The 25,852-nt window shown below is 58.9% G+C and carries 22 protein-coding genes; 2 read left to right on the top strand and 20 right to left on the bottom strand.

Annotated elements, in window-relative coordinates; all coding sequences use genetic code 11:
- Nucleotides 1-31: 31 nt before the first annotated feature.
- The 3 genes from GPA25_RS18110 to GPA25_RS18100 are packed head-to-tail and all read right to left on the bottom strand — an operon-like array spanning nt 32 to nt 4,632.
- The gene (locus tag GPA25_RS18110) at nt 32-1,480 is read right to left on the bottom strand and encodes an ABC transporter permease (protein ID WP_169261814.1); all 1,449 of its coding nucleotides are present in this window, start codon (nt 1,478-1,480) and stop codon (nt 32-34) included.
- Nucleotides 1,481-1,483: 3 nt separating this feature from the next.
- Complete coding sequence (locus GPA25_RS18105) at nt 1,484-2,461, bottom strand: ABC transporter permease (RefSeq protein WP_169261813.1); 978 nt, start codon at nt 2,459-2,461, stop codon at nt 1,484-1,486.
- Nucleotides 2,461-4,632 carry an ABC transporter substrate-binding protein gene (locus GPA25_RS18100; protein ID WP_169261812.1) on the bottom strand — a complete coding sequence of 724 codons (2,172 nt, stop codon included), beginning with the start codon at nt 4,630-4,632 and terminating at the stop codon, nt 2,461-2,463. The genes GPA25_RS18105 and GPA25_RS18100 overlap by 1 nt, the downstream gene beginning before the upstream one ends.
- Before the next feature lie 171 nt (nt 4,633-4,803).
- On the opposite strand from GPA25_RS18100, the gene GPA25_RS18095 reads away from it, so the two are divergent.
- Nucleotides 4,804-5,595 (top strand): enoyl-ACP reductase FabI, encoded by a 792-nt coding sequence (locus tag GPA25_RS18095; protein ID WP_169261811.1) that lies wholly within the window; start codon nt 4,804-4,806, stop codon nt 5,593-5,595.
- Between the two features lie 274 nt (nt 5,596-5,869).
- The gene (locus GPA25_RS18090; RefSeq protein ID WP_169261810.1) at nt 5,870-7,573 is read left to right on the top strand and encodes an IS1634 family transposase; all 1,704 of its coding nucleotides are present in this window, start codon (nt 5,870-5,872) and stop codon (nt 7,571-7,573) included.
- An 86-nt stretch (nt 7,574-7,659) separates the two neighbouring features.
- Here the strand turns inward: GPA25_RS18090 and GPA25_RS18085 are convergent, their stop codons facing one another.
- The 17 genes from GPA25_RS18085 to epsL form a co-directional block, all read right to left on the bottom strand.
- Nucleotides 7,660-9,558 (bottom strand): SurA N-terminal domain-containing protein, encoded by a 1,899-nt coding sequence (locus tag GPA25_RS18085; protein WP_169261809.1) that lies wholly within the window; start codon nt 9,556-9,558, stop codon nt 7,660-7,662.
- A gap of 129 nt (nt 9,559-9,687) precedes the next feature.
- Nucleotides 9,688-11,010 carry a UDP-glucose dehydrogenase family protein gene (locus tag GPA25_RS18080; RefSeq protein WP_169261808.1) on the bottom strand — a complete coding sequence of 441 codons (1,323 nt, stop codon included), beginning with the start codon at nt 11,008-11,010 and terminating at the stop codon, nt 9,688-9,690.
- Between the two features lie 9 nt (nt 11,011-11,019).
- Nucleotides 11,020-11,499 carry a glycosyltransferase gene (locus GPA25_RS18075; RefSeq protein WP_169261807.1) on the bottom strand — a complete coding sequence of 160 codons (480 nt, stop codon included), beginning with the start codon at nt 11,497-11,499 and terminating at the stop codon, nt 11,020-11,022.
- On the bottom strand, nt 11,496-11,939 hold the full coding sequence (locus GPA25_RS18070; protein WP_169261806.1) for a glycosyltransferase family protein: 444 nt from the start codon (nt 11,937-11,939) through the stop codon (nt 11,496-11,498). Before GPA25_RS18070 ends, GPA25_RS18075 begins: the two co-directional genes overlap by 4 nt.
- A 77-nt stretch (nt 11,940-12,016) precedes the next feature.
- A complete protein-coding gene (locus GPA25_RS18065; RefSeq protein ID WP_169261805.1) occupies nt 12,017-12,868 on the bottom strand; it encodes a polysaccharide lyase in 852 nt (283 codons plus the stop codon).
- Nucleotides 12,865-14,016, bottom strand: a complete 1,152-nt coding sequence (locus GPA25_RS18060; protein WP_169261804.1) for a glycosyltransferase — start codon at nt 14,014-14,016, stop codon at nt 12,865-12,867. Before GPA25_RS18060 ends, GPA25_RS18065 begins: the two co-directional genes overlap by 4 nt.
- Entirely contained in the window at nt 14,013-15,401 is a 1,389-nt protein-coding gene (locus tag GPA25_RS18055) for an O-antigen ligase family protein (RefSeq protein WP_169261803.1), read from the bottom strand. Before GPA25_RS18055 ends, GPA25_RS18060 begins: the two co-directional genes overlap by 4 nt.
- 41 nt (nt 15,402-15,442) lie before the next feature.
- Nucleotides 15,443-16,750 (bottom strand): lipopolysaccharide biosynthesis protein, encoded by a 1,308-nt coding sequence (locus GPA25_RS18050; RefSeq protein WP_169261802.1) that lies wholly within the window; start codon nt 16,748-16,750, stop codon nt 15,443-15,445.
- Nucleotides 16,747-17,478 (bottom strand): exosortase-associated protein EpsI, B-type, encoded by a 732-nt coding sequence (epsI, locus tag GPA25_RS18045; RefSeq protein ID WP_169261801.1) that lies wholly within the window; start codon nt 17,476-17,478, stop codon nt 16,747-16,749. The genes GPA25_RS18050 and epsI overlap by 4 nt, the downstream gene beginning before the upstream one ends.
- 7 nt (nt 17,479-17,485) lie before the next feature.
- Nucleotides 17,486-18,409: an exosortase B gene (gene xrtB, locus GPA25_RS18040; protein WP_169261800.1), complete on the bottom strand. Its 924-nt coding sequence runs from the start codon at nt 18,407-18,409 to the stop codon at nt 17,486-17,488.
- 18 nt (nt 18,410-18,427) lie between these two features.
- Nucleotides 18,428-19,300, bottom strand: coding sequence for a chain length determinant protein tyrosine kinase EpsG (gene epsG / locus GPA25_RS18035; RefSeq protein ID WP_169261799.1), 873 nt, complete (start codon nt 19,298-19,300; stop codon nt 18,428-18,430).
- A 12-nt stretch (nt 19,301-19,312) separates the two neighbouring features.
- Nucleotides 19,313-20,656, bottom strand: a complete 1,344-nt coding sequence (epsF, locus tag GPA25_RS18030) for a chain length determinant protein EpsF (protein ID WP_169261798.1) — start codon at nt 20,654-20,656, stop codon at nt 19,313-19,315.
- A gap of 19 nt (nt 20,657-20,675) precedes the next feature.
- Nucleotides 20,676-21,515, bottom strand: coding sequence for a polysaccharide export protein EpsE (epsE, locus tag GPA25_RS18025; protein ID WP_169261797.1), 840 nt, complete (start codon nt 21,513-21,515; stop codon nt 20,676-20,678).
- Nucleotides 21,516-21,580: 65 nt separating this feature from the next.
- Nucleotides 21,581-22,789 (bottom strand): EpsD family peptidyl-prolyl cis-trans isomerase, encoded by a 1,209-nt coding sequence (locus GPA25_RS18020; protein WP_169261796.1) that lies wholly within the window; start codon nt 22,787-22,789, stop codon nt 21,581-21,583.
- A gap of 70 nt (nt 22,790-22,859) precedes the next feature.
- Nucleotides 22,860-23,579 (bottom strand): PEP-CTERM sorting domain-containing protein, encoded by a 720-nt coding sequence (locus GPA25_RS18015; RefSeq protein ID WP_169261795.1) that lies wholly within the window; start codon nt 23,577-23,579, stop codon nt 22,860-22,862.
- Nucleotides 23,580-23,640: 61 nt separating this feature from the next.
- Nucleotides 23,641-24,285 (bottom strand): PEP-CTERM sorting domain-containing protein, encoded by a 645-nt coding sequence (locus tag GPA25_RS18010; protein WP_169261794.1) that lies wholly within the window; start codon nt 24,283-24,285, stop codon nt 23,641-23,643.
- A 244-nt stretch (nt 24,286-24,529) separates the two neighbouring features.
- Nucleotides 24,530-25,708 (bottom strand): XrtB/PEP-CTERM-associated polysaccharide biosynthesis outer membrane protein EpsL, encoded by a 1,179-nt coding sequence (epsL, locus tag GPA25_RS18005; protein ID WP_169261793.1) that lies wholly within the window; start codon nt 25,706-25,708, stop codon nt 24,530-24,532.
- Nucleotides 25,709-25,852 lie beyond the last annotated feature (144 nt).

Raw genomic sequence — 25,852 nt, 5'->3', positions numbered from 1 at the left:
ATTCGCGCCGGCCACCATCAATAGCCGGTCATCAACCCCGGCGCGGATCGAATGCGTCGCGCACGACGTCGGCGAACAGGTTTGCCGACAGTACCAGAACGAACATGAAGGCGAAGGCCGCCATCAAGGACCACCACACCATGGGCTCGCGCGCGAGTTCGGCTCGCGCCATGTTGATCATCGTGCCGAAACTGATGGTTGTAGGATCGACGCCGATGCCGACGTAGGACAGTACCGCCTCGGCCAACACCAGCCCGGAAAAATCCATCACCAACGCAATCATCACGATGTGCATCACGTTCGGCAGCACGTGACGACGCAGGATTGCCGGTGTCCCCACGCCGAAGGCGCGTGCCGCCTGCACATATTCGAGTTCGCGCAGTTTCAGCGTCTCGCCGCGCAACAGCCGACACAGGCCCGTCCAGCTGGTGATGCCAAGGATCATGCAGAGCGCCAGCAGACGTGCGTCGGCACGCTCGGCCGCAGTTGCAAACCATTGCGGATGGGTGTCGATCACCACCTGCATCATCAACACTGCCGCCGCGATCAGCAGCACGCCGGGAATCGCGTTGAGCACCGTGTACAGGTACTGGATCACGTCATCGACCCAGCCACCGAGATAGCCCGCCATGATGCCCAGCGCGACCGCAAAGGGCAGCATCACCAGCGTCGTCAACGTGCCGATGATGAGCGCGGTGCGCACGCTCTTTAGTGACAGGTAGAGAACGTCCTGCCCCACCTTGTCGGTGCCGAACACATGGTAGTGCGGCGCCAACGCAATGCTTAACCCCACTACGATCAGGATCGCGGCCAAGGTCACAAGCACCGCACGCCATGCCAGCAGCGTTCTGCCACGCGCCAGCGCCCCGACCGCCTCACCCAGCCCATGCCCGCGCCATCGAGCCAGGGCCGTCGTCAGTCCGCCTGCCACCACCAGCCACACCAGGATCGCCCCCGCCACGCCTGCCGTCATGCGGCGCGCGAGGTCCCCGGCACGCTCGACCGACGGATCGGCCAGATGGGCGGCCCCATGGGCCAGCCGAGGGTAGATGCGCGCCTGCCCGCCAAGCGGCAGCTCCACCGTTTCGCGCGCGTACAACTCCGCGGCAAAGGGCGCCGAGTAAGTCTTCTCGACACGGGTGCGCAACGGTGCAAGCAGTGCATCGAGCACACTCAACACCTCGGATGAATACGACACATGCGAGGCCGCAGCAGTGGGATCCGCATTCGTCTGCGCCGCCCCGTTCCCGATCGCAGCCGACGGTAGCTGTGGCCGATAGTGCAGACTGTCGGCCAGCCCCACAGCGAGAAAAGCGAGCAAGATCGTCGCCGAAGCCATGCCGCTGGCCCGACTGCCGACCTTGCGCCACGCAGCACGCAACGGCTCGCTGCGCCGGACATAAAATACCGTTGCGCAGCCGATGGCGAGTAGCAGGAAGAACAGCACATCTGTCAACAACAGAACAGGCTGGAAATTCATGCGCTACTCCAGCCTCACGCGGGGATCGACCAGCGTGTACGAGATATCGGTGAAAAGTAGCCCGACGATATACAGCACCGAACCGATGAACACCATAGCACGCACCACCGCGAAATCCTGCGCGTTGATCGCGTCGATCGTGTAGCTTCCCAAGCCCGGAATGCCGAAGAACGATTCAACCAGCAAGCTGCCCATGAACAGCAGCGGGATCACCACGACGACTCCGGTCAGGATTGGAATCATCGCGTTCTTCAGAACATGGCGGAACAGCACGGCCAGTTCCGACAAACCCTTCGCGCGCGCCGTACGCACGTAGTCCTTCGAGATTTCCTCAAGAAAGATCGTGCGATACCAGCGCGCATTCGACCCCACCCCGGCAATCACGCTGATGAATACCGGCAGCATCAGGAAACGTGCCGAATCCAGACCCGGCGCGTAGCCCGAAATCGGCACCAGCGCCCACACTTTCGACACCAGCCACTGCCCGCCGATGATGTAGAACAGACTGGAGATCGACATCATCGCGACGCACCACACCACCCCCCAGAAGTCGAGATAGCTCGCGCGGAAGAACACCAGCATCAGCGCAAACGCCACCGAAGCGAACAGGCCGAGGACAAAGGTCGGCAACGCAAGCGCCAACGAAGGCCCCATCCGGTCGCGAATCTCCTGCCCGATGTTCCTCCCGTCGTCGGCGCGCCCGAAGTCGAACGCGAACATGCGCAAGGACTTCTCGAAGAAGATCGTCTCGGTGATCCGCCCCTGTCCGGGCGCCTGCGCATTGAAGAACAGCGGCCGGTCATAGCCCCGCTCGGCCTTCCAGCGCTCGATCGCTTCGGGAGTCACGCGCTTGACGCCCAGATGCATGCGCGCCATGTCGTCGGGTGAATTCACCACGAAGAACAGTCCGAAGGTAATGAGATTCACACCGATCAGGATCGGCAGCGCATAAAGCAGACGGCGCACCACGTAGGCAAACATCAGCGCACTCCCACCACGCCGGTCGCGCGCTCGCGACGCCGGTAATGCAGCACCGCGGGAGCGACGATCACGACGAACAACAAGCCGACCAAGGCCAACGGCCACACCACGGGCCGGTTCCACTCCGCTCGCGCCGCGTCGCGTCGCGCGAGATCGATGCGCTGGTACTTGAGCGTGTTGCGCACCATGCTGCCCGGCTTGCGATTGAGCACCCAGCCATGCTGTAGCGAATACGCCTTCGGATGGAATCCGAACAGCCATGGCGCATCCTGCTGGAGGATCGCCACCATGCGGTCTATCACCAACTGTCGTTCAGCGCCGTCCGGCATCCCCTTCATCTGCTCGAAAAGGCGGTCGTACTCTGCATTGCGGTAGTTCGCGGCGTTCTGGCCGGAATCCTTTACCTTTGCCTGCGCGCCGTGCAACAGGAACAGCATGTTCTCCGGATCGGGGTAATCCGCATTCCAGCCGAAGAAGAACAGCTGTGCATTGCCCTCGCGAATCTTGTCCTGAAAGCGGTTGTAATCGGTCGCGCGCACCACGAACTGCACGCCAAGTTCGCGGAACTGCTTCGCCAGCCAATCCGAGCGCGCCTTGTCGCCGAGACCGCCAGGCGTCGTATCCAGATTCAGGATCAGTGGCTCGCCGGTTTTCGCATCGCGGCCGTTCGGATAACCGGCCTCGGCCAACAGGCGTCGTGCCGTGTCCATGCCCCGACGCGCCGCGCGTCCGTCGCGCCATTCGTACACCACCGGATTGATGCCCGCCTCGCCGTCGCGCGCACCGAAGATGCCGGGCGGGATCGGATGCATCGCCGGCACACCGCGACCGTTGAGGAAAATCGACACGAATTCCTCCATGTCGAGCGCCACCGAAATCGCTTGACGCAGCTTGCGCGCGCGCGCCTGTCCCTCGACGCTCTCGCCGCCCCCGACCAGGGCATCGAGCATGTTGAAACCGAGGTAGAACACCGACGGCGATACCGATGTCAGCAACTGGATGCCCTGAGCGCTCATCCCGTCGGACAGCATCACCTCTCCCTGGCTCGTCATGCTGACTGCCTGATCAAAGTTATCCGACGACACACCCGACGCGTCGTAGTACCCCTGCAGGAACTTGTTCCAGTAAGGAATGCCCTCGCGCTCGCGCGAGAACACCACCGTGTCGATGAAAGGCATCGGCTTGTCGCAATCGGCCAGCAGGCCGGCCTCACGGTCCTCCGCCATGCCTTCGCACGGATAGTTCTCTCCGCGGAAGTTCGGATTGCGAACCAGCACCATGCGCGCATTCGGGTTGTTCTCCGCCAACATGAACGGTCCGGTACCGATCGGCCACCAGTCGAGCGTCAAGTTGCGCTCGGCCATCCCCGGCTGCCCGAAAAAACGGTCGGCCTCTGGCGGCACCGGCGCAAAGAATGGCATCGACAACCAGTACAGAAACTGCGGATAAACCCCTTTCAGAGTGATCCGGTAAGTAAGGCGGTCGACCACCTCGACTCCTGGCACCTCGAATCCACTCAGGTCGATCCAGCCGGGTGTGCGTGCCGCCTCTTCCGCTAGTTGCTTCTGCAGCGTCTTCAGCCCCGGCATGTACTCCGCCATCAGCTCGAAAATCGGCGAATGCAGACGCGGATGTGCCAGGCGCTTGATCTGATGAACAAAGTCGTCCGCCTCCAGCTCACGCGTGGCCGTTTCCGCGAAATCGCCCAGCCCCCTTACGTCGTTCAGATCATCGGCGGCGAGATCCATATAACGGGAACTGCCATCGCTGCGGCGCGCAAACGCCGGATGCGGTTGATAGAGGATCCCCGGACGAATTCGGATCTCATACACACTCCGCGCCACCCGCTCGGCGGGCGCGCCTTCCGGCAACTCCTTCCCGGCCGCGTCGTAGCGGCGCACTACAGGCATCTCTGCTGCGCTGCCCGGAACGAGCGTGTAAGGCCGTTTCAGATAGTGGTACTGCAGCGGCGGCTCATAGATCTGGTAGAGAAAGGTAGCCTCGTCCTCGCTATATGACTGCACGGGGTCGAGATGCTTGGGGCGATCCGTAAATGCGGTATACATGATGTTCCGCCCCCGCTCCGCAGCGGGATACGGATCGTTCCACACCTGGCCGCAGGCCGGCAGCAGAACGCACATCGCGAGAAGGGAGCACAGACGCCAGAACATGAGGCGCGATTCTACCTGCAAGACGAACCACCAACCGCCCGGCCCATTACCGCGAGCAACCCGCGCACAACAAATCGCTCACAAGATCCCGCTCGGCCGGCGGGACAGCACGTCGACCACCTGACCCATCAGCTATAATCCGCCGACTATCAAGAAGGAGCACTACCGAAAATGGGCTTTCTCGCCGGAAAACGCATTCTGATCACCGGACTGCTCAGCAACCGCTCGATTTCGTACGGCATTGCAAAAGCCATGCACCGCGAAGGTGCAGAGCTCGCATTCACTTACCAGAACGAGCGCTTCCAGGAACGTGTGGCCAAGATGGCCGCAGAATTCGATTCCGACCTGATCTTTTCGTGCGATGTGCAGAACGATGCCGAAATCACGGCGCTGTACGAACAACTGTCGCAAAAGTGGGACTATCTCGACGGCCTCGTGCATTCGATCGCCTTCGCCCCGAGCGACGCCCTCGAAGGGGACTTCCTCGACGGATTCTCGCGCGACGCCTTCCGCATCTCGCAGGAAATCAGTGCCTGCAGCTTCCCGCTGCTTGCCAAGGGCGCCCGGCCGTTGATGAAGGGCCGCAAGGGCTCGATGCTGACCATGTCCTACCTCGGCGCCGTGCGTACCATGCCCAACTACAACATCATGGGTCTCGCCAAGGCCAGCCTTGAAGCAGCGGTGCGCTACCTCGCCGTGTGTCTCGGTCCCGAAGGCACGCGCGTCAATGCCATTTCCGCCGGCCCGATCAAGACCTTGGCCGCTTCGGGCATCGGCAGCTTCAGCAAATTGCTGTCCTTCAACGAACACAACGCCCCGCTGCGCCGCAATGTCACGATCGAAGAGGTAGGCAATGTCGCCGCCTTCCTGTGCTCGGATCTCGCCAGCGGCGTCACTGGCGAAATCATGTACGTCGATGGCGGCTTCAACACCACCGCCTTGGGCAACGCCGAACCGCAATAATAGGCTTGGCGACGCTCAGACCTGCACCAGCTGACGCGCAACCCAAACGTCAAAAAGCCCGGCAAAAGTGCCGGGCTTTTTACTTTCTGGCGGCCGCCGGGCGCAATCTGCGCCCCCGAGTTCGACAGTTCAGCCCCAAAAACGCCGTTTTTTGAGCAATCGAGCCAGTGTTTATGCGGGTTGTAGGCCTATTTTTCAAAAAGTCGTGTGGTGGCACGTTTGTAATAGTAATCGTCAATATTGACGTTACATGTAGTGCTGCTAAAGTGGCGGCATGCATGTCAAAATCACCACCTCCGGCTCGCGCCGCTACGTCCAGCTCGTCGAGTCCTATCGGGATGACGCCGGCCGGGTGAAGAAGCGTACCGTGGCGACGCTGGGACGGCTCGATCAGGTGGGCGGCGAGCTCGATTCGGTGATCAGCGGTTTGCTGAAGGTTGCTGGCCACGAGCCGCTGGCGGCCAAGCCCCCGGCGCCGTCGGTCTCGTTCGAATCGGCCCGCGCGCTCGGTGATGTCTGGGCACTCACGGAACTATGGAAAGAGCTGGGCTTTGGCGCGCTGCGGCGGGTGTTTCGCAAGACGCGCCACACCACGGACATCGAAGCCCTGATCCGGGTGATGGTGCTCAACCGGCTGTGTGATCCGGACTCCAAACTCGGGGTGCTGCGCTGGGTGGAGACGGTCGCCTTGCCGGAAGTCGATGTCACCGCGATCACCCACCAGCAATTGCTACGCAGCATGGACGCCTTGATGGATCACCAGGCCGATGTCGATGCCGTGGTGGCCGGGCTGCTGCGCCCGCTGATCGATCAGGAGCTGTCGGTGGTGTTCTACGACCTCACCACGATCCGCACCGAAGGCCTGACGACCGTCGAGGGTGACGTGCGTCAGTTCGGCATGGCCAAGGAAGGACTCATTGCGCGCCAATTCATGCTGGGGGTGGTGCAGACCGCCGAGGGGTTGCCGATCTATCACGAGGTGTTCTTCGCGGGCAACGCCTCGGAGACAAAGACGCTGCTGCCCACCCTCACGACCGTCCTTGAGCGCTTTCCCAAGGTGCGCCGGCTCATCCTCGTGGCCGACCGCGGGCTGCTGAGCCTGGACAATCTCGACGCGCTACAGGCGATCCGGCTGGCCAACGGGCAGACACTGGAATTCATCATCGCCGTACCGGGCCGGCGCTATCACGAATTTGCCGATCTGCTGGGAGACTTCCACCAGAACCACTGCATCTCGGCCGCTCAAGAGGTGAGCGGTGAGTTGGTCTGGAACGGACTGCGCCTGGTGGTGGCGCATGACCCCGCAACGGCGGCGGCGCAGACACAACGGCGCGGCGAGCAGATCAACGAACTCATCGCCTTGGGTGACCAATGGGCGGGCAAACTGGTCGATCAGGACGAAGGCGTCAAACGCCGGGGGCGCAAGCTCTCGGACAGCGGCGCCAAGGCGCGCTTCTACCATGCGGTGTGCGAGGCGCACCTGTCAAAGATCATCAAGGTCGATCTACCGGCCGAACTCTTCAGCTATGACATCGACGCGATGGCTCGTGCGCTGGCGGAGATGATGGATGGCAAGTTGCTGCTCGTGACCAACACGCAGGATATGACGCCCGAGGATATCGTCGGACGCTACAAGTCGCTGGCCGACATTGAGCGCGGCTTCAAGGTGCTGAAATCCGAGATCGAGATCGGGCCGGTGTATCACCGGTTGCCCGAACGGATCCGGGCGCATGCATCGATCTGCTTCATGGCGCTGATCCTGCACCGGATCATGCGCGCCCGACTGCGCGCGGCAGACACCGGACTGACCCCGGAGCGCGCCCTCGAACAACTGCATCGCATTCAGCACCATCGCATTCGCCTGAACGGCGCCGAGCCGGTGACAGGGGTGTCTTCGATTAACTCCGATCAGAGCGAGGTCCTCAGTGCCCTCAGGGTGAAAAAACCGGTCGCGCCGCAACAACTGACGCTGTTGTAGTGGAGCGTTTTAAAGTCTGACCTAACGAAATCAGATAGTTACGAGATTAACTGTCGAATTCCGGTGCGCCCCGCAAGCCTCACCGGTCACTGCTGCTGCGGACGTACCGCTGCGGTGTTGATTTCCACCGCGTAACGATCACGCAGCGCCGTCAGGAAAGCATCAAAATCGCGCTCCGCCATCAGCCGCTGATACTGCCCCGCCAACGCCTTTAGGCGCGGATCATCCTTCGTGACCTCAGGACGATTCACGCTCTCGATGCGGAAAACCGCATAACCACCGTCCTGCATCGCCGCCCCCGCGTAGGCAGGCAGCTTCGCGGCTGGGGCACCGAACACCGCCGCGGTCGCCGCGGGGGCGAGCGTCGGCTTGCTCCGCTGCACCGTCTGCGCCGAAGTCCAGTCGCCGCTCACGGCTTCACCCTTGACCAGGGCGGAAAGTGCCGCTTCCCCGCGCGCGGTGGCCAGCTTCGCCGCCTCGTCGGTACGCAGTTGCTGCTCTATCGACGCCTTCACCTCGTCAAACGGCACACGCTGCGCGGCCTGAAACTCCAGCACCCGCGCCGACACCAGCGTGCCGCGCGACACTTCCACCGCCTCGACGTTACGGCCATTCTTCGCGGCGTCGTCCGCAAACAGCGCATTCAGCAGTTTCTCGTTGGTAAAGTCACCCAGGGCCCCACCATCGCGGTGAATCCAATCGGTCGTGCGAATCTCGAGCTTCAGCGCATCGGCCACCGGTTTCAGGCTGTCCGGCTGCTCATACACCGTATTCGAGAACACCTCGGCCTGCTCTGCAAACCGCTTGCTCGCATCCTGGCGCTTCAGCTCCTCGACGATTTCCGTTTTGACCTGCTCGAACGGCCGCGCATGCGCCGCCTTGATGTCGGTGACCTCGATGATGTGGAAACCGAAGTCCGAACGCACCACGTCGCTGATCTGCCCCTTGCCGAGGCTGAACACCGCGTCTTCGAAGGGCTTCACCATCGCCCCGCGCCCGAAGAAGCCCAGATCGCCTCCCCGCGACGCCGAACCAGGATCCTGCGACTCCGCCTTCGCCAGCTCGGTGAACCGCTTCGGATCGCTGCGCACCTGCGCCAGAATCGCCGCCGCCTTCTCACCCGCCTTGGCGACTTCGTCAGCCGACGCATCGGCCGCAGCCGAGATCAGGATGTGCCGCGCACTGCGCTCTTCCGGCTGACCAAAGCGCTCGGCATTGGCCTCATAGAACTTGCGCGCCACATCGTCGGAAATCACGACCTGATCCAACAGCGCATCCTGGTTGAACACCACGTACTCGGCACGCAGCCGGGCCGGGCGCTCGAAACGTGCCGGATTCGCTTCGTAAAACTGCTTCGCCGCGTCATCCGCAAGCTTCACATCCGCCAGAAACCGGCCCGCCGGAAACTGCATCTCGCTGACCTTGCGCTCTTCCAGCTGAGCGGTCAGGAACCGCTGCACCGACGTCCTTGCCGCAAACGCCGACTCACCCACGGCCTGCGCAATCTGCTGGACGCGCAGATCCTGCATCAGACGCGACTCGAACACCGCCGGCGTCATACCCTGCGCCCGCACGGCCGCTTCGTAACGCTCAATCGAAAAGCGCCCGTCCTGCTGGAACGCCTCTACCCCGGCGATCACCTGCTGCAACTGCTGCTGCGTTACCACCATCCGGCTGTCCGCCGCATGCAGCGCAAGCAAACGCTGATTCACCAGATTGTCGACCACGGCACGACGAATCGGCTCGGACTCCAGCATTGCCCGATCCACCTCCCCCCCCATCGACTCGCGCAGCCGGTCCTGCTGCTCGCGCAGCGCCTGATCGAACTCCACCATGGAAATCTTCGACGCCCCGACGGTCGCCACCTCCTTCCCGCCCGGCGCATCGTTGAAATACGAGTCCAGCCCGAAAAAGGCGAACGGCACAATCAGTAGCGCCAGAATGACTTGCGCAACGCGCTTGTTACTGCGAACTGCTTCTAACATCGTGTTATTCCGTGAAGACCTTGAAGGGAGGGCAAGCAGTGCGAGCCGCGAGCACAATTGGAGGATTATCGCATTGCATGGGCCGCCCGTCCAAACCCGGCCAACGCCACACGAGCGAACCGGCTGAACTTAGCGCCTACCGATGCCCACGTACTCCAACCCGCGCGAGCGCACGAGTTCCGGATCAAAGATATTGCGCCCGTCAAAAACGATCGGCTCGCGCAAGCGCGCCTTGATGCCGTCGAAGTCCGGACTGCGGAACTCCTTCCACTCGGTCACGATCACCAATGCATCAGCGCCCTCGCAAGCAGCCAGCGGGTTCGGCGCGTAGGACAGGCCCTCGACGCCCTTGAACACGTGTTTTGCCTCATCCATCGCAACAGGATCATAGGCACTCACCGTCGCCCCGGCTGACAACAGTTCAGCGACAAGCTCGCGGCTCGGTGCGTCCCGCATGTCGTCCGTATCCGGCTTGAACGATAGTCCCCACAGCGCGAAGTGCCGTCCCACCAGATCGCATCCGAAGCGCGCCTTGATCTTTGACGTCATGACGCGCTTTTGCGCGTCGTTCGCGACCTCGACCGATTCGAGCACCTTCAGATCCGTTCCGCTATCCCTTGCGGTCCGGATCAGCGCCTTAACATCCTTCGGAAAACACGATCCGCCGTAACCACAACCCGCATACAGAAATGAATAACCGATCCGGCTATCGGAACCGATCCCCACCCGGACCGACTCGATATCCGCGCCAACCACTTCTGCAAGATTCGCGAGTTCGTTCATGAAACTGATGCGCGTCGCCAACATCGCGTTCGCCGCGTACTTGGTCAGTTCGGCCGAACGGATATCCATAACGTGCAAACGGTCATGATTGCGGACATACGGTGCATACAAGGCGCGCATCAGGAGAATCGCCTGCTCGTCTTCTGCCCCCACTATGATGCGGTCGGGGCGCATGAAATCTTCTACGGCAGCGCCTTCCTTCAGAAACTCCGGGTTCGACACCACGGCAAACGGCACCACCACCCCGCGTGCCTTCAGTTCGTCCTCAATGGCTGCTTTCACCTTGTCAGCCGTTCCCACCGGAACCGTGGACTTATCCACCACGACCTTGTAATCCGTCATGTGCCGACCGATTTCCCGCGCGGCGCTCACCACGTATTGCAAGTCAGCGGACCCGTCTTCGTCAGGCGGCGTTCCCACGGCGATGAATTGAATGGTGCCGTGCGCTGCCGCATATCTGGTATCCGTCGTAAAACGCAGACGCCCAGCAATGACGTTCCGCTGGACCACTTCCTTCAGTCCCGGCTCGTAGATCGGGATACCGCCATCGTTCAGAAGACGGATTTTCTCCGGCTCGACGTCGAGACACACCACATCATTGCCCATCTCGGACAGGCAGGCGCCAGTTACAAGGCCAACGTAGCCCGTACCAATAACCGTAATCTTCATACATCGTCCTCAATTACGGCTGATAACTGCCTCCAACCGTGAAATAAACTTCGGATCAGCGCCGTCACTTAATTCGCTTCCTGCGGCTAGAGCCATTCCCTGATTGAGCAGCCGCTCAAGCTCCTGTGCATCGCTGGCAACATGAATTCCGGTCCGTCCCGCCAACCACTTCGCCGTTGCCACTTGGTGATCATTTCTGTGCTCCCCCAATTCTGCTCGCCGCGGCATAATTATTATTGGTTTACGAAACTTCAGTGCCGTCAGAATCGAACCCATACCGGCATGGGACACAATGACGTCCGCCCCAACGAATAACTGCATCGCCCTATCGGGCGGAAGCATAGCTACAGACTCGAATTGCCTCGGCTTTCGAAGCGACGGACCGATTTGCGCAAAGATCTCGGCGCCAGGTTTTCTTGCAGCCCAATCGTCTACCGCATTAATCAACCGATCAAACGACAGCTGAGTCCCGACTGTGACAAAGATCACAGCACCCCTCCCCAGTATTCAGGCCCTTGCGGACGCGCCAGATGCTCCCATTGCGTCAGCCACACGTCGGACCACCGTCTGGCTTTCTGGCCGCTCATCGAAAGCTCTTCGGAGTTCGCAATACTATCAATCCAGATAGTCCTAGCTCCGAAAGCTTTTCCGAACACAATTGCGGCAAAACCCGGCGCTGCCCCGGTCGTAATAACAATATCGGGACGCAAGCGAAAAACACACCAAGCGACCTGCAGGAACATTTTCACTAGTTTTATCTTTTCCCACAGACTCGCGTCCTCAACAACAACCAATGCGTTTCCAACGTCCTGAGCATAGCCGGCATTCGTCGTCATGAAGGTTACCTCTTCACCAACAAACGCTGGCCGCAATCTCATTAATTGCACCCAGTGCCCACCACCGGACGCGACAGCCAATATCTTTTTCATTTCAATTCCTAGCAGCCATCGGCAAGCAGAAACTCAAAAATAATCAGTCACTTCAACCAAAACGACATTTGCGACATCTAAAATTTACGCACAGCCACCCTAAAATCAGCAAAATCAGCATAAGTATCGTCGGAACTCGCCCAGGACGCATCGTTTCCGCCAAAGAAGGTGCTAAAAAAAATCCCGTCAATACGCAGTTCATCAACATCACGAAATCTCAAGCCGCAAGCCTCATGCACAAGTTGCCTATCGATCCATATCGCCACGCTGCCGTCGTCAAGTCCAGGAGTGTTTAATCTGATCTCCTGACTCACCTCAACCCATTTTCCGGCGCGAAAAAACCAACTACCGCGGCCAAACAACGTTCCCCAGGCCACACTCGTGGGAAGGTATGCATAGAGCGCGCCCGCCCCTCCTGCTTGCCAGACAATTCGAGTACTAAATCCGTCCCTACCCGTCGGAATCATTCCGCCCGAGCGTGGGATACCACCGTATAAACCAGGAAGTTTCCCGCCTCTTGCGAAATCAAAATCATTTTTGAACCGAACTGAGTAGGAAAGAATCACCGACTCAACGCTCGGCAGGTTCATATGCGACAAATGGGCCGTAAACTGAGCTCCACCCATCGGCGCCACGCCCTTTGCCGAGCTCCCTGGATCATACGACCCCTTCGGGTAAGCCACTCGAAGCGTCTTGCTATACGGACCATCCTGATAATTGACGAATGAGATATTTTCGCGACCGAACTGAAAGCGCACCTCACCCCAGTCCACAAGGTCCCGAGCGAAGTCGTCATGCCAAAAAATCTGAACTTTTCGCTCATTGAGTTGCAGCGGCGCATCACTACACTGTGCGATTGCAACTCCCGAAGACATCAAGAAAAGCGCAAACGCTAAAACTCGTCGAAAAAATAAAATCCACTTAGTCATATCGCACTGTAAATCAATTCAGCATATCGACTGACAATACTTTCGCGATCAAATTTTCTAAAATCTATTACCAATTCATTGATTTGCTCACGAAATTTTTCGCTATCATCGGACAATTTTCGCAGCCCTTGAACGATCGCCGCGAGACTATCATGTGCGACCACGACACCAGGAAATCGCCCCTCAAAGAAGCCGTCGAACCCCGCTCCCATGGCGGTCATAATCGGAACTCCCTTCGCCAAAGCCTCCACGTAGACCAACCCGAAACTCTCCGGAAAACTTGGCATCACCATTGCAGTGTATTCCGGCAGAAGCAGGTCAATTTCCGCACGCGTCTTTTCACCCAGAAGACGAATGTGAGACTCGGCATTGTTTTCGTGTATCAAGTTTTTCAATTGTCTTAGCGACCGCTCGGAACCAGACCCGACGATATCAAGCCACCAATCTCCACCCTCACTTCGCAATACACGAATCGCCTTAATCAAGCGACCAATGTTCTTAAGTCGCCATACATCCAGCCGACAAATCGTGATGAAGCGCTGCGTATTCGGCGGATCGCTGCGAGTCGGGCAGATGGTTTCTCCGCTAATGTAGGGTATCAAGTGACACCGCTCGGGCAGAACGTCCGCCGGTTGCAACAATCTCGGCTTGAAATATTCCAGAGACCAAGGCGTCGCGAACACTAGAGCGCGCGCGTTTGCAGCCACTCGCCGAAAGCTTTTCCTTGAGAAAACTTTCGCGCGAAAGATCTTGCAATCCGTATTACCCATAAACCCGGCGATATACGGCACGTCCATCATTCCAGACAACTTCCAGCAGATATATGACTCAACGGTGAACTTGTGGCCGAGCAGCAATCGCGGCCTAACCCCTTCTCGCCGGAACAAATCAGCGATTTGCTTTGCAAGTCGGTCGAGGAAGAAGGTATGCAGAACGCCGAAAGGTGGTGCGAAATACCGAATGGCCCACACGTCGCCCTCCCTCGCCACCGCCTGATCGTAAGGATTGCTTACACGAGAAATCGAGATCACGACGTTTCTTGCGTGCGGCGCAAGACCGCCGACCAGACGTTCGATTACAGGTGTATTTCTCGGTCGAAAAATATCAGGATAGTCCGCACAGACATGGGCAACACACGGCGCAGTCATCGATGCTCCATTGCCGAAAAATGCATGCTGTCGGGCTCGTCTCGACCGCGATCCCAGCACAAACTAAGTGCCCAGAACAGAGTAACTATATTTGGCGCAGGCCCCACTGGGCCCGCCTCTGTCAAACCTTGAACGAGAATATAGCCCAAAATCACCGTTTGAAACATTGTGGGCTTCTTTATATACGCAACAACCTGTCGAGCGATCGCAATTAGAACAAACGCAAATCCGGCAAGTCCGGTCGTAACCAATGTTTGCAATAGAAAATTGTGCGCCTGAGTAACCGTAAAACCCCAATACGTCCTGAATACTTCCGGAAGCAAAACTTTAGTTGCTCCGAAACCATATCCGAGGATTGGTCGTTCAATAAAGGCTGCCCACGAAGCGGCCCAAATATCTGTTCTACCAGTAAGGGTGGTTATTTCACTTAGACGTCCCGTTCTGGATAGCGCAGCTCCAAGGCGCTCCCACCCAAAGTCAGCATTTAAGAAAACCAGCGCCAGGATGGTTACTAAAATAAACCCGCAAAATGCAACGACGACATGCCCGCGCAGCACATGAAGCCCGAAGGCTGCGAACACCGCTAGAACGGACGTTCTGCTGTCTGACAAAAAAAGACACACTAAAGCAATCGACAAGGGGCCAAGCACACGCCAGTTATGTACGGAGATTTTGTAGGAAAAGACGAGAACGCCAACAATAAGGATTGCGAGTGCCGCAGATCGTCCAAGCGCATTTGGCGAACCAAGCACCCCCCCCAAACGAAATACAGTGCCGCCTTCCATTCGCGCCAGACCGGCACCAACAGAAAACATAAGCACTGAGATCATCAAGGGAATACAAAGACCAAGCAGCAATCCGTAAAGAATCTGGATTCTACTCAGTCGATTCACGACACAAACCGCCAAGGCACAGTATGCGATAGCCGCCACACCTGCACCGAACGTATAAGCGGGGGTCAGTGAATATAATGTACTACCGAGCGCTAGTAACGAGAATATAGATAGCCACTTAATATCACCTTGAAAAGCGATAGATACGCAATTTCTGGTGGAAATCACCGCGACGACCAACCAACAGATCCAAATTATGAGCTTGAGGAGAGTTTGGCCGTCTATTCCCTGCGCCGCCATTTCCCGTTGTCGAAAGGTTGCATCGACCAAGAAAGCCGAAATCGTCAAAAATGCGAAGATGGCCTTCGGCCGCGCTCGCGCCGCGAAATAAACGATGACACCGAACGCAACGGCGGCACCGAGTCCGCAAACCGAAATGAGTAAATCAGCTAAGGAATCTACTGTCAGGTTTGGAATAGCCAAACCCGTTATGAATGCCATCGCCATCACAATGGCAATCAGAGGCATCTGCCAACCGATCGCTTGTTGCATAGGCATTCCAACCGAGCTAGCCAACGCGCGAAAATATCTACTCACACAAGCTCCTTATTTCGCACCCTTAGCAGCTGGACCGACGCAAAAAGGCCAGCCAGTCCCCACCCCGCAGCCAGTGCAATCAGAGCTCCCGTGGCAGCCCACCGAATTACTAACCAAGGCGTCACGATCAGGACGAGAATGGCGGCGGTCGCCCGTCCAAAGAAAAGCCAGTCCGGACGGCGCAAGACATACAACCCGGTCTCAATTGGCTGCGTCACGATCATCGCGAGCATCACCAAGCACCAGAGGGATACTAGCAGCCAGGCGTCCGCATACTTTTCGCCATAAATCAGTTCAAGTAGCTGCGGGGAAAAGAACGATATGGTGATCAGATAGGGCAAAGATAACCCTAAAAGCCATAACCACGACTGTCTAATGACTCGCAATAGGCCGGACATCCCGGACTTGGCGTGCGCGTGCCCTGCCCGGGGTTTGTCCACACTATCCATCGCCTGGATCAGCGTACCAATTGGTTGAGTCAAATTTCTGGCTGCGGCGAATGCTCCGAGAGCGCCGGGCCCCGCGATCGCTGCAAGAATCGCCTGGACGGCAAAATTGTAGCCGGAATAAGCCAATGAAGAAGCCGCAGCCCATCGGCCGAAATGCAGAATAGAACTCGGAGTCCAGTTCCCGCTCTGATACTGGCCCCTTGTCGGTAACAGCGCAACACGACTCGCCAGACAACTGACGACGCTTGCAACAATCATTGCCGCGACCAAACTCTTAAGCTGAGTGGCGACCCCCAGGCCATACGCAATTAGTACAAGGAGTAGAAGCGACACCGAATACGCGATTGCCATTATCAGGAGCCGCTTCATTGAGAGGGTAATGATCACGACGCGCCTTGCGAATTCAAGGTAGTACAAAGGAACGACAAGGGCTGCGGTCAGCATGGCACTGTCAGTTACCCAGCCTGCGAAAGCAAAGGAACTCAAGAGAATGAATACACAGATGACTAGCAAGGTCAGCCCCGTCACCCACCCCTGAAGTTGGCGCCAGAAAAACAGGCTGGTCAAGCCCGAGCCTTGCAGCTCACCAGAAGTGATCATCGGCAAAGTCACAAATGCACGTTGAAACCCCTGAAGTAAGAGGAGCGACGCCAAAGCGAAACTTAACGCACCCCACTCCTCCTTTGGCAGCATACGAGCAGCATATACGTACAGCAGGAAATTACTTCCCGAGATTAGCCCTTGCTCTAATAACGCGTAGTGCCGCGCAGATTTCGAGCGGACGCCTGAGTCACGAACACAAGTCAGCGGAACATTAAGGTCTTCGGTTGCGCGAACGAAAGTGGCCCCGGTCATGATTTCTCCCGTACTCGACCGATCAATAGGTGCGCACTATGGTCAGGAATTGAGCGAAGCAGGTCGTCCACAAAGAGTTCCTGGGCTTGGAACGCCCGCGCAGTATCTGCACTAATACTTGACACTCTGAATAGAAGTCCGTCGGCGACATGCCCCGCCAACCCCTCCTTGATCGTCGTGATTTTTTGCTCCAAGCCTCCATTAACGATTTGATCTCCGAGCCTTATCCAATAGGTGACTGGTTCGCGCCGCGGGCCCAGTGTCGCAATCAACCGCATCACTGGAAGATTCGACCCGGAAATGTACATGTCGTGCCTGGAGACCGACGAAATCTGAAACCCTTGAGCTGGATAGCAAAGCTCAGGTCTATGCACCTGGCTCTGCTTTGACTGTGTATCGCCGTAGGCAATCGAAAGCATGACCATCTCGCCATTTGATGTGTGTCGATACAATCTGGTGACAACTTGACTGTAAATAGCATCAAGTTCCTGCTGTTGCTGCGGATTCACGACCTCGACAACGCCGGACTCGACTTCGTTCCAAGCACTGAACGACCTTGGAATTATATTTTCGTAGTCGACGGGAGGCTGTGACTCCGGAAACGACTTAACGGGTTTTAACTCTATCGCGGCAAAGAAGGACGAAATCATCAGCGCGCATAATAACAGCGAGCACTTCAACGAATAATAAGGCACGGACCCAGCCAATCCACTCACAACGATCGCCAATGCTTGTTCATGCTTGAGAAACGTCCCTGTCTAATTTCCGATGCATGCTAGTTCTTGCACCGCACTGCAACAGCCAGTCCACCCCTATGATTATCAGCAACGCACTAACAAAGAGCACCATCCCTGCGAACCCGTGCAAGAACCCCTGCCCCGCGGCATCACCAAAGTGGTAAGTGATTAGCGTAAGCACCATCACGCGAATGACGTTTGCCGTGAAAGAAATCGGAACGATAAGGACGCCCAGCGCAATATTGCGAAACAAGGAATCGTGGCGCACCAGCTTGAGGTACAGCAGGCCGAGGGCTTCAAGGGTGAACAGGGTATGCAGGCCTGCACATGCGTCGGCGACCAGGAGTTTGTACTGGCCGATCTGCAGAATGACCCCAGACCGCGCGATGGGGTAACCCACCCCGAAGAGGATGTGTTCCGCGACGTAGGACACCGCCATTTTCATTGGCATGGTGAGCATATCGACCACGGTGCCGGGCAGCGGAATCATGAACAGCATGAAGAACAGCGCGAACCACTGCGCCTTGAGGGCGGCACTGCCGCGCAGCAGCAGTGCGACCGCGGCGAGCACCCAGATAAAGGAGCCGATTTCGAAGATCAGGATGTCCTGCGAGCGACCAAGGACGTAGAGCAACAGACCGAACACCAGCACCGGCCAGCCGATGGCCGAGGTAGGACGGCCTTTGCTTGCCTGCAGCATCTGCGGCCAGTTGTGATGCATCAGCCACAGCGAGACCCCGAGCACGATCGGGCCGTGAGCCTGTTCGTCCATGCTCCAGAGCCCCGTGAATAGATCGATGAAACTGGGCGCATACAGAAAGCACAGCCCTGCGAGCACCACCAGCCATGGCGCGAGGTCGGCAAGCCGATTCGGCACATTGGTGGGTTCAGCGCACGCGGCGGGCGAGTTGTGGCTGTTCATTGAGCGACGGGCGAGGGGTCAGCGGGCTTCGTTGAGAACCGTGCCGACCAGGTTGGCGCCGGCCTGGTGGAGATCCTTCGACAGGGCACGCGTCACAGCGGCCTTAGTGACATGACAGCGGGCCAGCAGCAGCGCGCCGCCGGCACGTGCCGCAAGCGTCTGGACATCCGCGTAGCTGGAGGCGGCGGGGGTATCGATCAGGATCACGTCGTATTCGCGGGCGAGTTCCTTCAGCAGTGCGGTGAAGGCTGGGCGACCAATGAGTTCCTGCGGATTGGGCGCGAGCGCGCCTGCAGGGAGCACGGAGAGGTCGACCAGCGCCGATACGCGTTGCACGACGTTGGGGCCACCACGGCCGGACAGTGCGGCGGACAAGCCCATCTGGTTGTTGACGCCGAAGAGGACGTGCTGGCGCGGATTTCGCAGATCTGCATCGATGATGACTGTGCGCTCGCCCAGTTGCGAGAAGACCACCGCCAGGTTGGCAACCAGCCAGGAGCGCCCTTCCCCACGACCGGGGCTGGTGATGGCAAGACTGCGGGGACCGGCCTCCGGGTCGAACCACCGCAGCATGAGCTGGCTGCGTAGCGCGCGCAGTGCTTCGACTTGTGGGAGGAAGGGGTTGTAAGCAGCGACGACTTCTTCCGCAACACCGCTCTCGCCGCGCTGCAGATACGGGTAGTCGAACTGGCGTGACAGGGCGAAATCGATATCTGCGTCGCTTACCAGCTGGAGCTGCCGCGCGGCGTCGCCGAAGCGCATTCCCTTGTCACGCTGCAGCCGAAGGATCTGCTCGGCATCTTCAGGCTTGAGACGGCCGGCGTCGATGAGAATGGCGCCGATGGAGCGCTGTCCTGCACAAATGCCGAAAATGGGCGTGGGGGCGTTCATGTGGGCGTTACCTCATGCTGACGCAGGAATGATGCCCAACAGGGGCGCATCCGCGAGTTGATCGAGGTCCTGGGGACCGCGAATGCGCTGATCCACAAGTTCCAGCAGCAGGGCCGTACCCGCCCCGAGCAGGGTGCCGAGGAACATGGCCAGTGCCAGGTTGAGCGTGATACGTGGGCTGGAATGCTTGAGCGGTGCGGTTGCGGGCGTCAACACGGCAATGTTGGTTTGCTGGGTCTGGCTTTCCAGGCTGGTCTGGCTGAGCCGTTGGGCAACCAGGTCGTGGGCACGCTGAGCGGATTCGACATCGCGCTGCAGCACGGCGATCTGGTCGCGACGTTCGCGCAGCTCCAGCACGCGCTTTTTCTGCGCTTCGAGCGCTACGCGAAGTTCGCCTTCGCGTGCCACATTGGTACGATTGGCCGTGCCAATGGAGCTGGCGACGCGCTGCGTTTCGCCGACGATGCGCTCGCGCAGCGACTTGATCTCCGCCTCGATGCGCGCGTAATCAGGGTGATTCTTGCCGACGCGCGAGACCAGTTGCTCGCGACTGGCTTCCTGACGCGCCAGCTCGGCCTTCAAACCCTGAATGAGGCCGCTTTGCAGCACTTCCGGCAGTGTGTCGGCCGACCCCGTCTGGCTCTGGCGCGAACGACTATCCATGCGCTGGGCTTCGGCGGCAACCAACTGCGTCGAAATTTCTCCCAGCCGGGCACTTTCGACGTCGATACGACCGTCCGTGGTGACAATGCCATGCTGGATCTGATAGTCGGACAGCCGCTTCTGGGCCGCCTCGACCTTCTCGCGCAGCGGGCCACTGCGCTCGTCGAACCACTGCGCATACTGACGCGCCGGTTCGACCTTGAGTTCGAGATTCACTTCGATGTAAGCACGCGCGAACGCGTTGGCAACAGCGGCGGCGAACTCGGGATCAGCGCCCGAAAAGACGATGCTGATGACATTGCTCTCACGCGACGGACGCACGACGAGCTTCTTCTGCAGCAATTCGCCGACCCACACCTGCAAAGCCCCCTGCCCGCCGGTTTCGGCCTGCCACTGCTCTCGGATCGCGGGCAGTCCGTCGAGCTTCAGCAGCGTAACGACACGCTCCGCGACGCGGCTGGAGTTGATGATGTCGGCCTGGGTCGCCATGTAACCTGCCATCATCTGTGGCGGCAGCATCGCGCCCATGATCGGATCCGACGACTTGGCGTCGATCACCAGCGCCGTTTCGGCGCTGTACTGCTTCGGGATCAACAGACTGACGACGAGCGTGGTGGCAACCACGACACCGAGCACGCCCAGTGCAACGAGCCAGCGGGCACGAAGGATGAGAAGAAACTGCTGAAAGGTCATTGCTGGGTATTCCCGAAAATCAGAAGAGGCTTTCCTTGACGAAGATGACGTCGTCAGGCTTCAGCAGGTGGTCGAGCGTGGCTTCGATGATTTCCGGGCGCCCTTCGGCATCGCGCCTGTGTACCTGCAGGCCGCGCGTTGTGCCCCGTTGATTGACACCCCCGCCGGTCGCCAGCCCCTGCATGACGCTCATATTGCGCTCCAGCCGGAATGTGCCCGGGCGCTGCACCTCACCGTAGATATAAAAGGTTGGCGCACGATGCACGTACAAGATGTCGCCGCCGGCCAATGGAAGGTCGTTTTCGCCGCCCTTCAGGAACATCGACGGAATGTCGATTTCCTCCCGCACGGCCTTGCCGCCACGTGTGCCGATCAACACCACCGTATCGGCGCCGTTGGGGGCAATACCACCCGCCATTGCCAGCATGTCGGACAAGCGCAGGTTGGTCGTTTCCAGCGGGTACCGCCCGGGACGGCCGACCAGACCGATCACGGAAATCTGGTTGCCGCGCATCTGCACCGGCAGGATGCTCACCTGCGGATGCAGGACGAAACCCCCATCACGCAGCAGGCTGGCGATGGCACGCTCCGCGGCGGGCACACTGAGTGCACCGACGGTCACCGTGCCGATCAACGGAAAGGTGATGGCGCCGGTTTCAGCGACGCGCGTTTCGGTGGTCAGGTCCGGGTTCTGGAAAACGGTGATACGGATGATGTCACCTGGTCCGAGAACGTATTCGCTGGTAGCCACACCGGGGTTGTTCTGGAGCACTTCGGCACGCGCCGGGGATACGATGCCAAGCCAGAACAACAGTGCAAGCAGCAGCAAGACGAATCCCGTTAGGGCGCGATGACTCATGGTGTTTCCCGGACGCTGACTCGTGGAGGGAGAAATGCGGTTGTATTGCATGACTGTGACACTGCTCATTTCAGACCGCCCGCGCCCTTTTCCATGGCCGACGGTGACAGGGTCGGGGCGGCGGTACTTGTTGCCGGTACCGCAGGCCCGGCCTGCGAGGCTGCCCCGCGGGCCGGAGCCGGGCTCGCGGACGCCGCTGTGGCGGGAGCCGAGAATTCGCCCACGTACTCGATGCTTGCCCGTTCGCGCAGTTGCTTGAGTTCGTCTTGCGCGATTTGCCCTTTCTTGCGACTCGCAAGGTAACGCTCAATCAACGGCACCGCCGCCGCTTCGTCGAGTGGTTGCTCGCGCGAACCGGCGAGGTGCACAACGTGCAGGCCATTAGACGTACTCAAGACACCGGTCTGCCCGTCGCGCATCTTGAACAGCTGCTTCAGTGCCGCCAGCGGCAGATCCTCCGCCGGCTTGACGCCGCCCCCCGGCGTGAAGCTGATGTTTTCGCGCCGCAACCAATCAACAAACTCATCCATGTTCGCGGCCTTGTCGAGTACCGCACGGATTTCCGCATGACGTTCGGCCACCGCGGCGACATTCAGCTCCTGAATGGCATAAACGCGACGTCTGGCGAACAACTCCGGATTATCACGATAGAACTGACTGATTTCGGCAAGGTTGGCACGCCCCACTTGACCGACCACACGCTCGACGTAGGCACGCGCCACGATCTCGCGCCGCGCCGCATCGAGGGCCTGCATGACTGCCGGGTCGCGATCGATCTTCTGCTCTTCGGCCTGTGCAATCAGCAGTTCCTGGTCGATGAGCCGCTCGAGCACCGCTGAGCTCGCCTGCTTGAGCTGATCCGGTCCGACATTGCCAAGCCGCGCCAGCGCAGCGTTGATCTGATGTACGGTAATCTCGTGCCCGCCTACCCGTGCAGCAACCTGCGAGACAAGCTTCTGCGAATCGCCGCTACTGCAGCCGGCAAGCAGTAACGTCGCGAGCGTTATTGAAGCGTAAGCCAGAAGATTATTTGTCATCTGATAATGACTTCCTGGACCTAAATCCTTTGTGCATTTCATATGCCATCGACCTGATCCCGGAAGTAACTGCGTAATGTTGAACGCCCTGGCCGCCCGGCTATTAACCGCACACATGGGCATGACCTGTCCATCGAGCCCAGTGCAAACCGGGCTCGATGGACAGGTCATGCGCCATGAAACCACCGACGGGATTTTCGCGACGACGCGTCGCTGCCTTCCCGAGAAGACCGCCATCCGCGGCCCTCATCTGCACTCGACACGAGCCCGCACGCGGGCCCGTCCTTCGAATCTGCGAACCGACGGATTAGCGCCCCGCCGAACGCCGACGCGCAACACCCCCGATGATGCCGAGCCCGGCCAGCATCATCAGGTAGGCTTCCGGTTCAGGAACCGGAGCGACCGAGACGCCGAACGTCAGTTCGCTGAGACCAAGAGATGCAGTTCTGTTGTTACCGTTAGCAAACGCAGTAAGCTCGGGTGTAATCGTAAACGCTACGGACTTGGAGTTAAGCAGTGTCCAGTTAGCGCTTTGACTCCAGAGCCCCGATGCCGAGTCCTTGGCGCTCTGAGTCGTTGCGCCCACCGAAATATTGCCACCAGGGTTCGCAATCGCATCCTGATCAAAGTCCCAGGCGATTTTTCCGAACACCTCGGTATTCGCGCCCGAAAGCGAATAGCTACCGCTTGCTCCCATCAGGACGCTATCCAGAGAGTTCCCGTTGGTGGCCGAGATCACCACGCTGAATGACGGTGAAATGGTGATTTCCGAACCGGGAACCGATGCGGAAAACCATCCCGAGCCTGAGCCGAAAGTCAGCGAATTGCCGTTCAATGTCGGCGTGCCGAAGGCGCTGGACCAGGCGCTATCGTACGAAATGGTGGCATCGAAACCGGCGCCATGAAGATCGATCGTTGAAATCGAGATCGCTTGATCGCTATCCGTCGTGTCGGTTTTTGCACTTGCACTGCCAGCCCCGGCAAACGCCATCAGGCTTGCGGCAACCAGAATGAGCTTCCGCTTCATGTATGTATTCCTGTCTGTTCTGCACTAAGCATGACGGCATGCGTCACTGCAATTTATCGCTTCAGCCGTGCGCGACCGTGCGGCGACGTACGATGAAGCCGACCATTCCGAGTCCGGTCAGCAGCATCAGGTACCCCTCGGGCTCCGGAACCGCAGGAAGAATGTTGGCGGGCGCGACGCTGGCAAGATCAAACGTCAGTGCGCCATACTGCAGACCAAGTTGCGTTCCCTGTTGAGCAAGGAATGAATTCATCAGGCTCACCGTCGCATCGGTAGCGCCATCCAGTTCCGCATGCGCAAAGCCCGACCAGGTCTGGAAGCCCAAGCCATCGTTTGCCGACACCACAAAGGAGTCCATAACCGGACTTCCGCCTGCGGCGACAATCAACTGCGCCCCTCCGGACCCCGCCGCCCCGTTCCACCATCCGTTTTCGATCAAGGAGACGCTGTTTAGCACGTAGCCCGACTTGGCCTGAAGTGTCAGATCGAGCGTCGAGAACACGCTCGAAGACGATGCAGCGAACGTTGTCGGGAAGAACTCCACGCCAAATCCGCCTTGGGAAAGGCTCAAATTGCCGTAATACTGCAGCGCTGAATCGTTGTACGTAAGTGAAAAGGTGCTTCCTTCCAGAGTGCCTGCGCTGACAGCGCCAGCAGTCGTAAGGGTCAACAAGGCTGCCACGATCAGTTTTTGCTTTGGATGCATGCGATCAGTTCTCGGCATGAAAATGTTGGTTGCACAGGACCGCGGCGAACGACAGGCCACTTCGCAAGCAGGACTCGCACGGGCAGGAACCCAGTAGTTCCTGCGAGCCTCTACTGCGATTGGTCTTGCTCGCCCCCTGCGAAGGGCGAAAAACGCGAACGGCATTGTTTCAATTTGTTGCGCCACAACATTTTACATATCCTTTCACCATATGTAAAAGAACCTTTAGCATATTTTATATTTTTCATAACGCATATTTCACACTGAACAGGACGCTGTCTGACCTGTAGCCGAAGCCCGCACCCGATGACGACCGAGACTCACGCCGGATCGCAAGAGCCAGCCCGAGATCCCGCATCGGACTCCACACGCCGCCGATGCTGGCGATGCGCGTGATGTCCTGGCGATCGTTCGTCGCGACGACGAACGGGTTGCCGCCATAGTCGCGCGCCAGCCATTCAAGGCGCCCCTGAAGGCTGACCTTGCTGGAAACCTTCCACTCCGGTTCGATCGCAAGCGATCGCGTGATGATGAAGTTATCGACCACATCTTCGCGCGCGCCGATCTCACGCCTTGCGGTCACGCGCATAGCGAGCTTGCCGCCGGGCGTCCAGTGATGGCCGACGCGGCCAGTTACACCACTGAAGTTCTTTTCCGACAGCCCAGGGTAATCGCGCCACGTGTACCCGAGGTAACCGAAGACGCGACTCAGGCCGCTTGCACGCCAGTCACCGCGCATTTGCAGATCGCGTTGTCCATAGTCGGTCACCGCGGTCGGCCCGGCGATCCGTTCCGGATAACGCCCGTCCGCATTGCGTGCTACGAGCATAAGACTGTTGTCGGAGCCTGGGCGAAATGTTGCACGGAGTTCGACTGCGTCCTCGACGAACTCCGAACTGGCTGAGAGACGATCATCGTAACTACTAATGACGTTCGCGAGCCCAGCGCCCAGCGACCACCGGGGATGCAATTGGTAATTGGCGTCGAACGCATAGCGGCGGTAGGTGTTGACGCTGCGCACGGTGTTGTTGCGCTCGGCAAAGCTGCGCAGCGCCTCGTTCTGCCGGGCGGAAAGCTCCCCCCTCCACTGATTGCCGAGCGCCCACTCCCAGGCCGCAAATGCGTTGCGGGCGGTGTAGTCGAGGTAAGCAAATTCCTGATAGTCACTGCGGGTCACGCCGAATTCGGCATTCACGCGCTGACGGCTGAAGTTGCGATCGAATCGACCAGCGACTGTCGTAGTGCGGACAAGGTCGGACCGGGGATGCACGTGCCCATCAATGACCGGCCGCGTCCCGTCAGGCATGCGAAATAAATTGCTGTCGCGTTCCAAATCCTGCTGAACGAGCAGTTCGAGCGTATCCGCGGAGTCTTCGTTTGCTGCAATCGCATTCGCACTCAATGCGAACGCAATGAAGGCCAAGGCGCTTGCACACGTAGGCGTTATGTGCGGTCTGTTAATATGTTTCACGCATATCAAGCTGTTTTCAATGCAGTTATTAGCCATGTATATATGCAATCTGTAAATGACTTATGAGTTTTAGTGCGATATGCTGCGCCGCACCTA

It is taken from the genome of Aromatoleum diolicum (assembly GCF_012910955.1).
Classification (GTDB): Bacteria; Pseudomonadota; Gammaproteobacteria; order Burkholderiales; family Rhodocyclaceae; genus Aromatoleum; species Aromatoleum diolicum.
The sequence above is the reverse complement of the archived record's forward strand: the minus strand, read 5'-3'. Positions and strand labels throughout refer to the sequence as shown.

Bases quoted from the DNA above. Each gene is read 5' to 3' on its own strand.
- GPA25_RS18105 (WP_169261813.1), bottom strand. From the start codon at position 2,461: ATGTTTGCCTACGTGGTGCGCCGTCTGCTTTATGCGCTGCCGATCCTG.
- GPA25_RS18085 (WP_169261809.1), bottom strand. From the start codon at position 9,558: ATGTTAGAAGCAGTTCGCAGTAACAAGCGCGTTGCGCAAGTCATTCTG.
- GPA25_RS18010 (WP_169261794.1), bottom strand. From the start codon at position 24,285: ATGCATCCAAAGCAAAAACTGATCGTGGCAGCCTTGTTGACCCTTACG.
- GPA25_RS18100 (WP_169261812.1), bottom strand. From the start codon at position 4,632: ATGTTCTGGCGTCTGTGCTCCCTTCTCGCGATGTGCGTTCTGCTGCCG.
- epsG (WP_169261799.1), bottom strand. From the start codon at position 19,300: ATGAACGCCCCCACGCCCATTTTCGGCATTTGTGCAGGACAGCGCTCC.
- GPA25_RS18050 (WP_169261802.1), bottom strand. From the start codon at position 16,750: ATGACCGGGGCCACTTTCGTTCGCGCAACCGAAGACCTTAATGTTCCG.
- GPA25_RS18020 (WP_169261796.1), bottom strand. From the start codon at position 22,789: ATGGCGGTCTTCTCGGGAAGGCAGCGACGCGTCGTCGCGAAAATCCCG.
- GPA25_RS18060 (WP_169261804.1), bottom strand. From the start codon at position 14,016: ATGACTGCGCCGTGTGTTGCCCATGTCTGTGCGGACTATCCTGATATT.
- GPA25_RS18090 (WP_169261810.1), top strand. From the start codon at position 5,870: ATGCATGTCAAAATCACCACCTCCGGCTCGCGCCGCTACGTCCAGCTC.
- GPA25_RS18055 (WP_169261803.1), bottom strand. From the start codon at position 15,401: ATGCAACAAGCGATCGGTTGGCAGATGCCTCTGATTGCCATTGTGATG.
- GPA25_RS18065 (WP_169261805.1), bottom strand. From the start codon at position 12,868: ATGACTAAGTGGATTTTATTTTTTCGACGAGTTTTAGCGTTTGCGCTT.
- GPA25_RS18015 (WP_169261795.1), bottom strand. From the start codon at position 23,579: ATGAAGCGGAAGCTCATTCTGGTTGCCGCAAGCCTGATGGCGTTTGCC.
- GPA25_RS18095 (WP_169261811.1), top strand. From the start codon at position 4,804: ATGGGCTTTCTCGCCGGAAAACGCATTCTGATCACCGGACTGCTCAGC.
- xrtB (WP_169261800.1), bottom strand. From the start codon at position 18,409: ATGAACAGCCACAACTCGCCCGCCGCGTGCGCTGAACCCACCAATGTG.
- GPA25_RS18080 (WP_169261808.1), bottom strand. From the start codon at position 11,010: ATGAAGATTACGGTTATTGGTACGGGCTACGTTGGCCTTGTAACTGGC.
- epsE (WP_169261797.1), bottom strand. From the start codon at position 21,515: ATGAGTCATCGCGCCCTAACGGGATTCGTCTTGCTGCTGCTTGCACTG.
- epsF (WP_169261798.1), bottom strand. From the start codon at position 20,656: ATGACCTTTCAGCAGTTTCTTCTCATCCTTCGTGCCCGCTGGCTCGTT.
- GPA25_RS18110 (WP_169261814.1), bottom strand. From the start codon at position 1,480: ATGAATTTCCAGCCTGTTCTGTTGTTGACAGATGTGCTGTTCTTCCTG.
- GPA25_RS18070 (WP_169261806.1), bottom strand. From the start codon at position 11,939: ATGAAAAAGATATTGGCTGTCGCGTCCGGTGGTGGGCACTGGGTGCAA.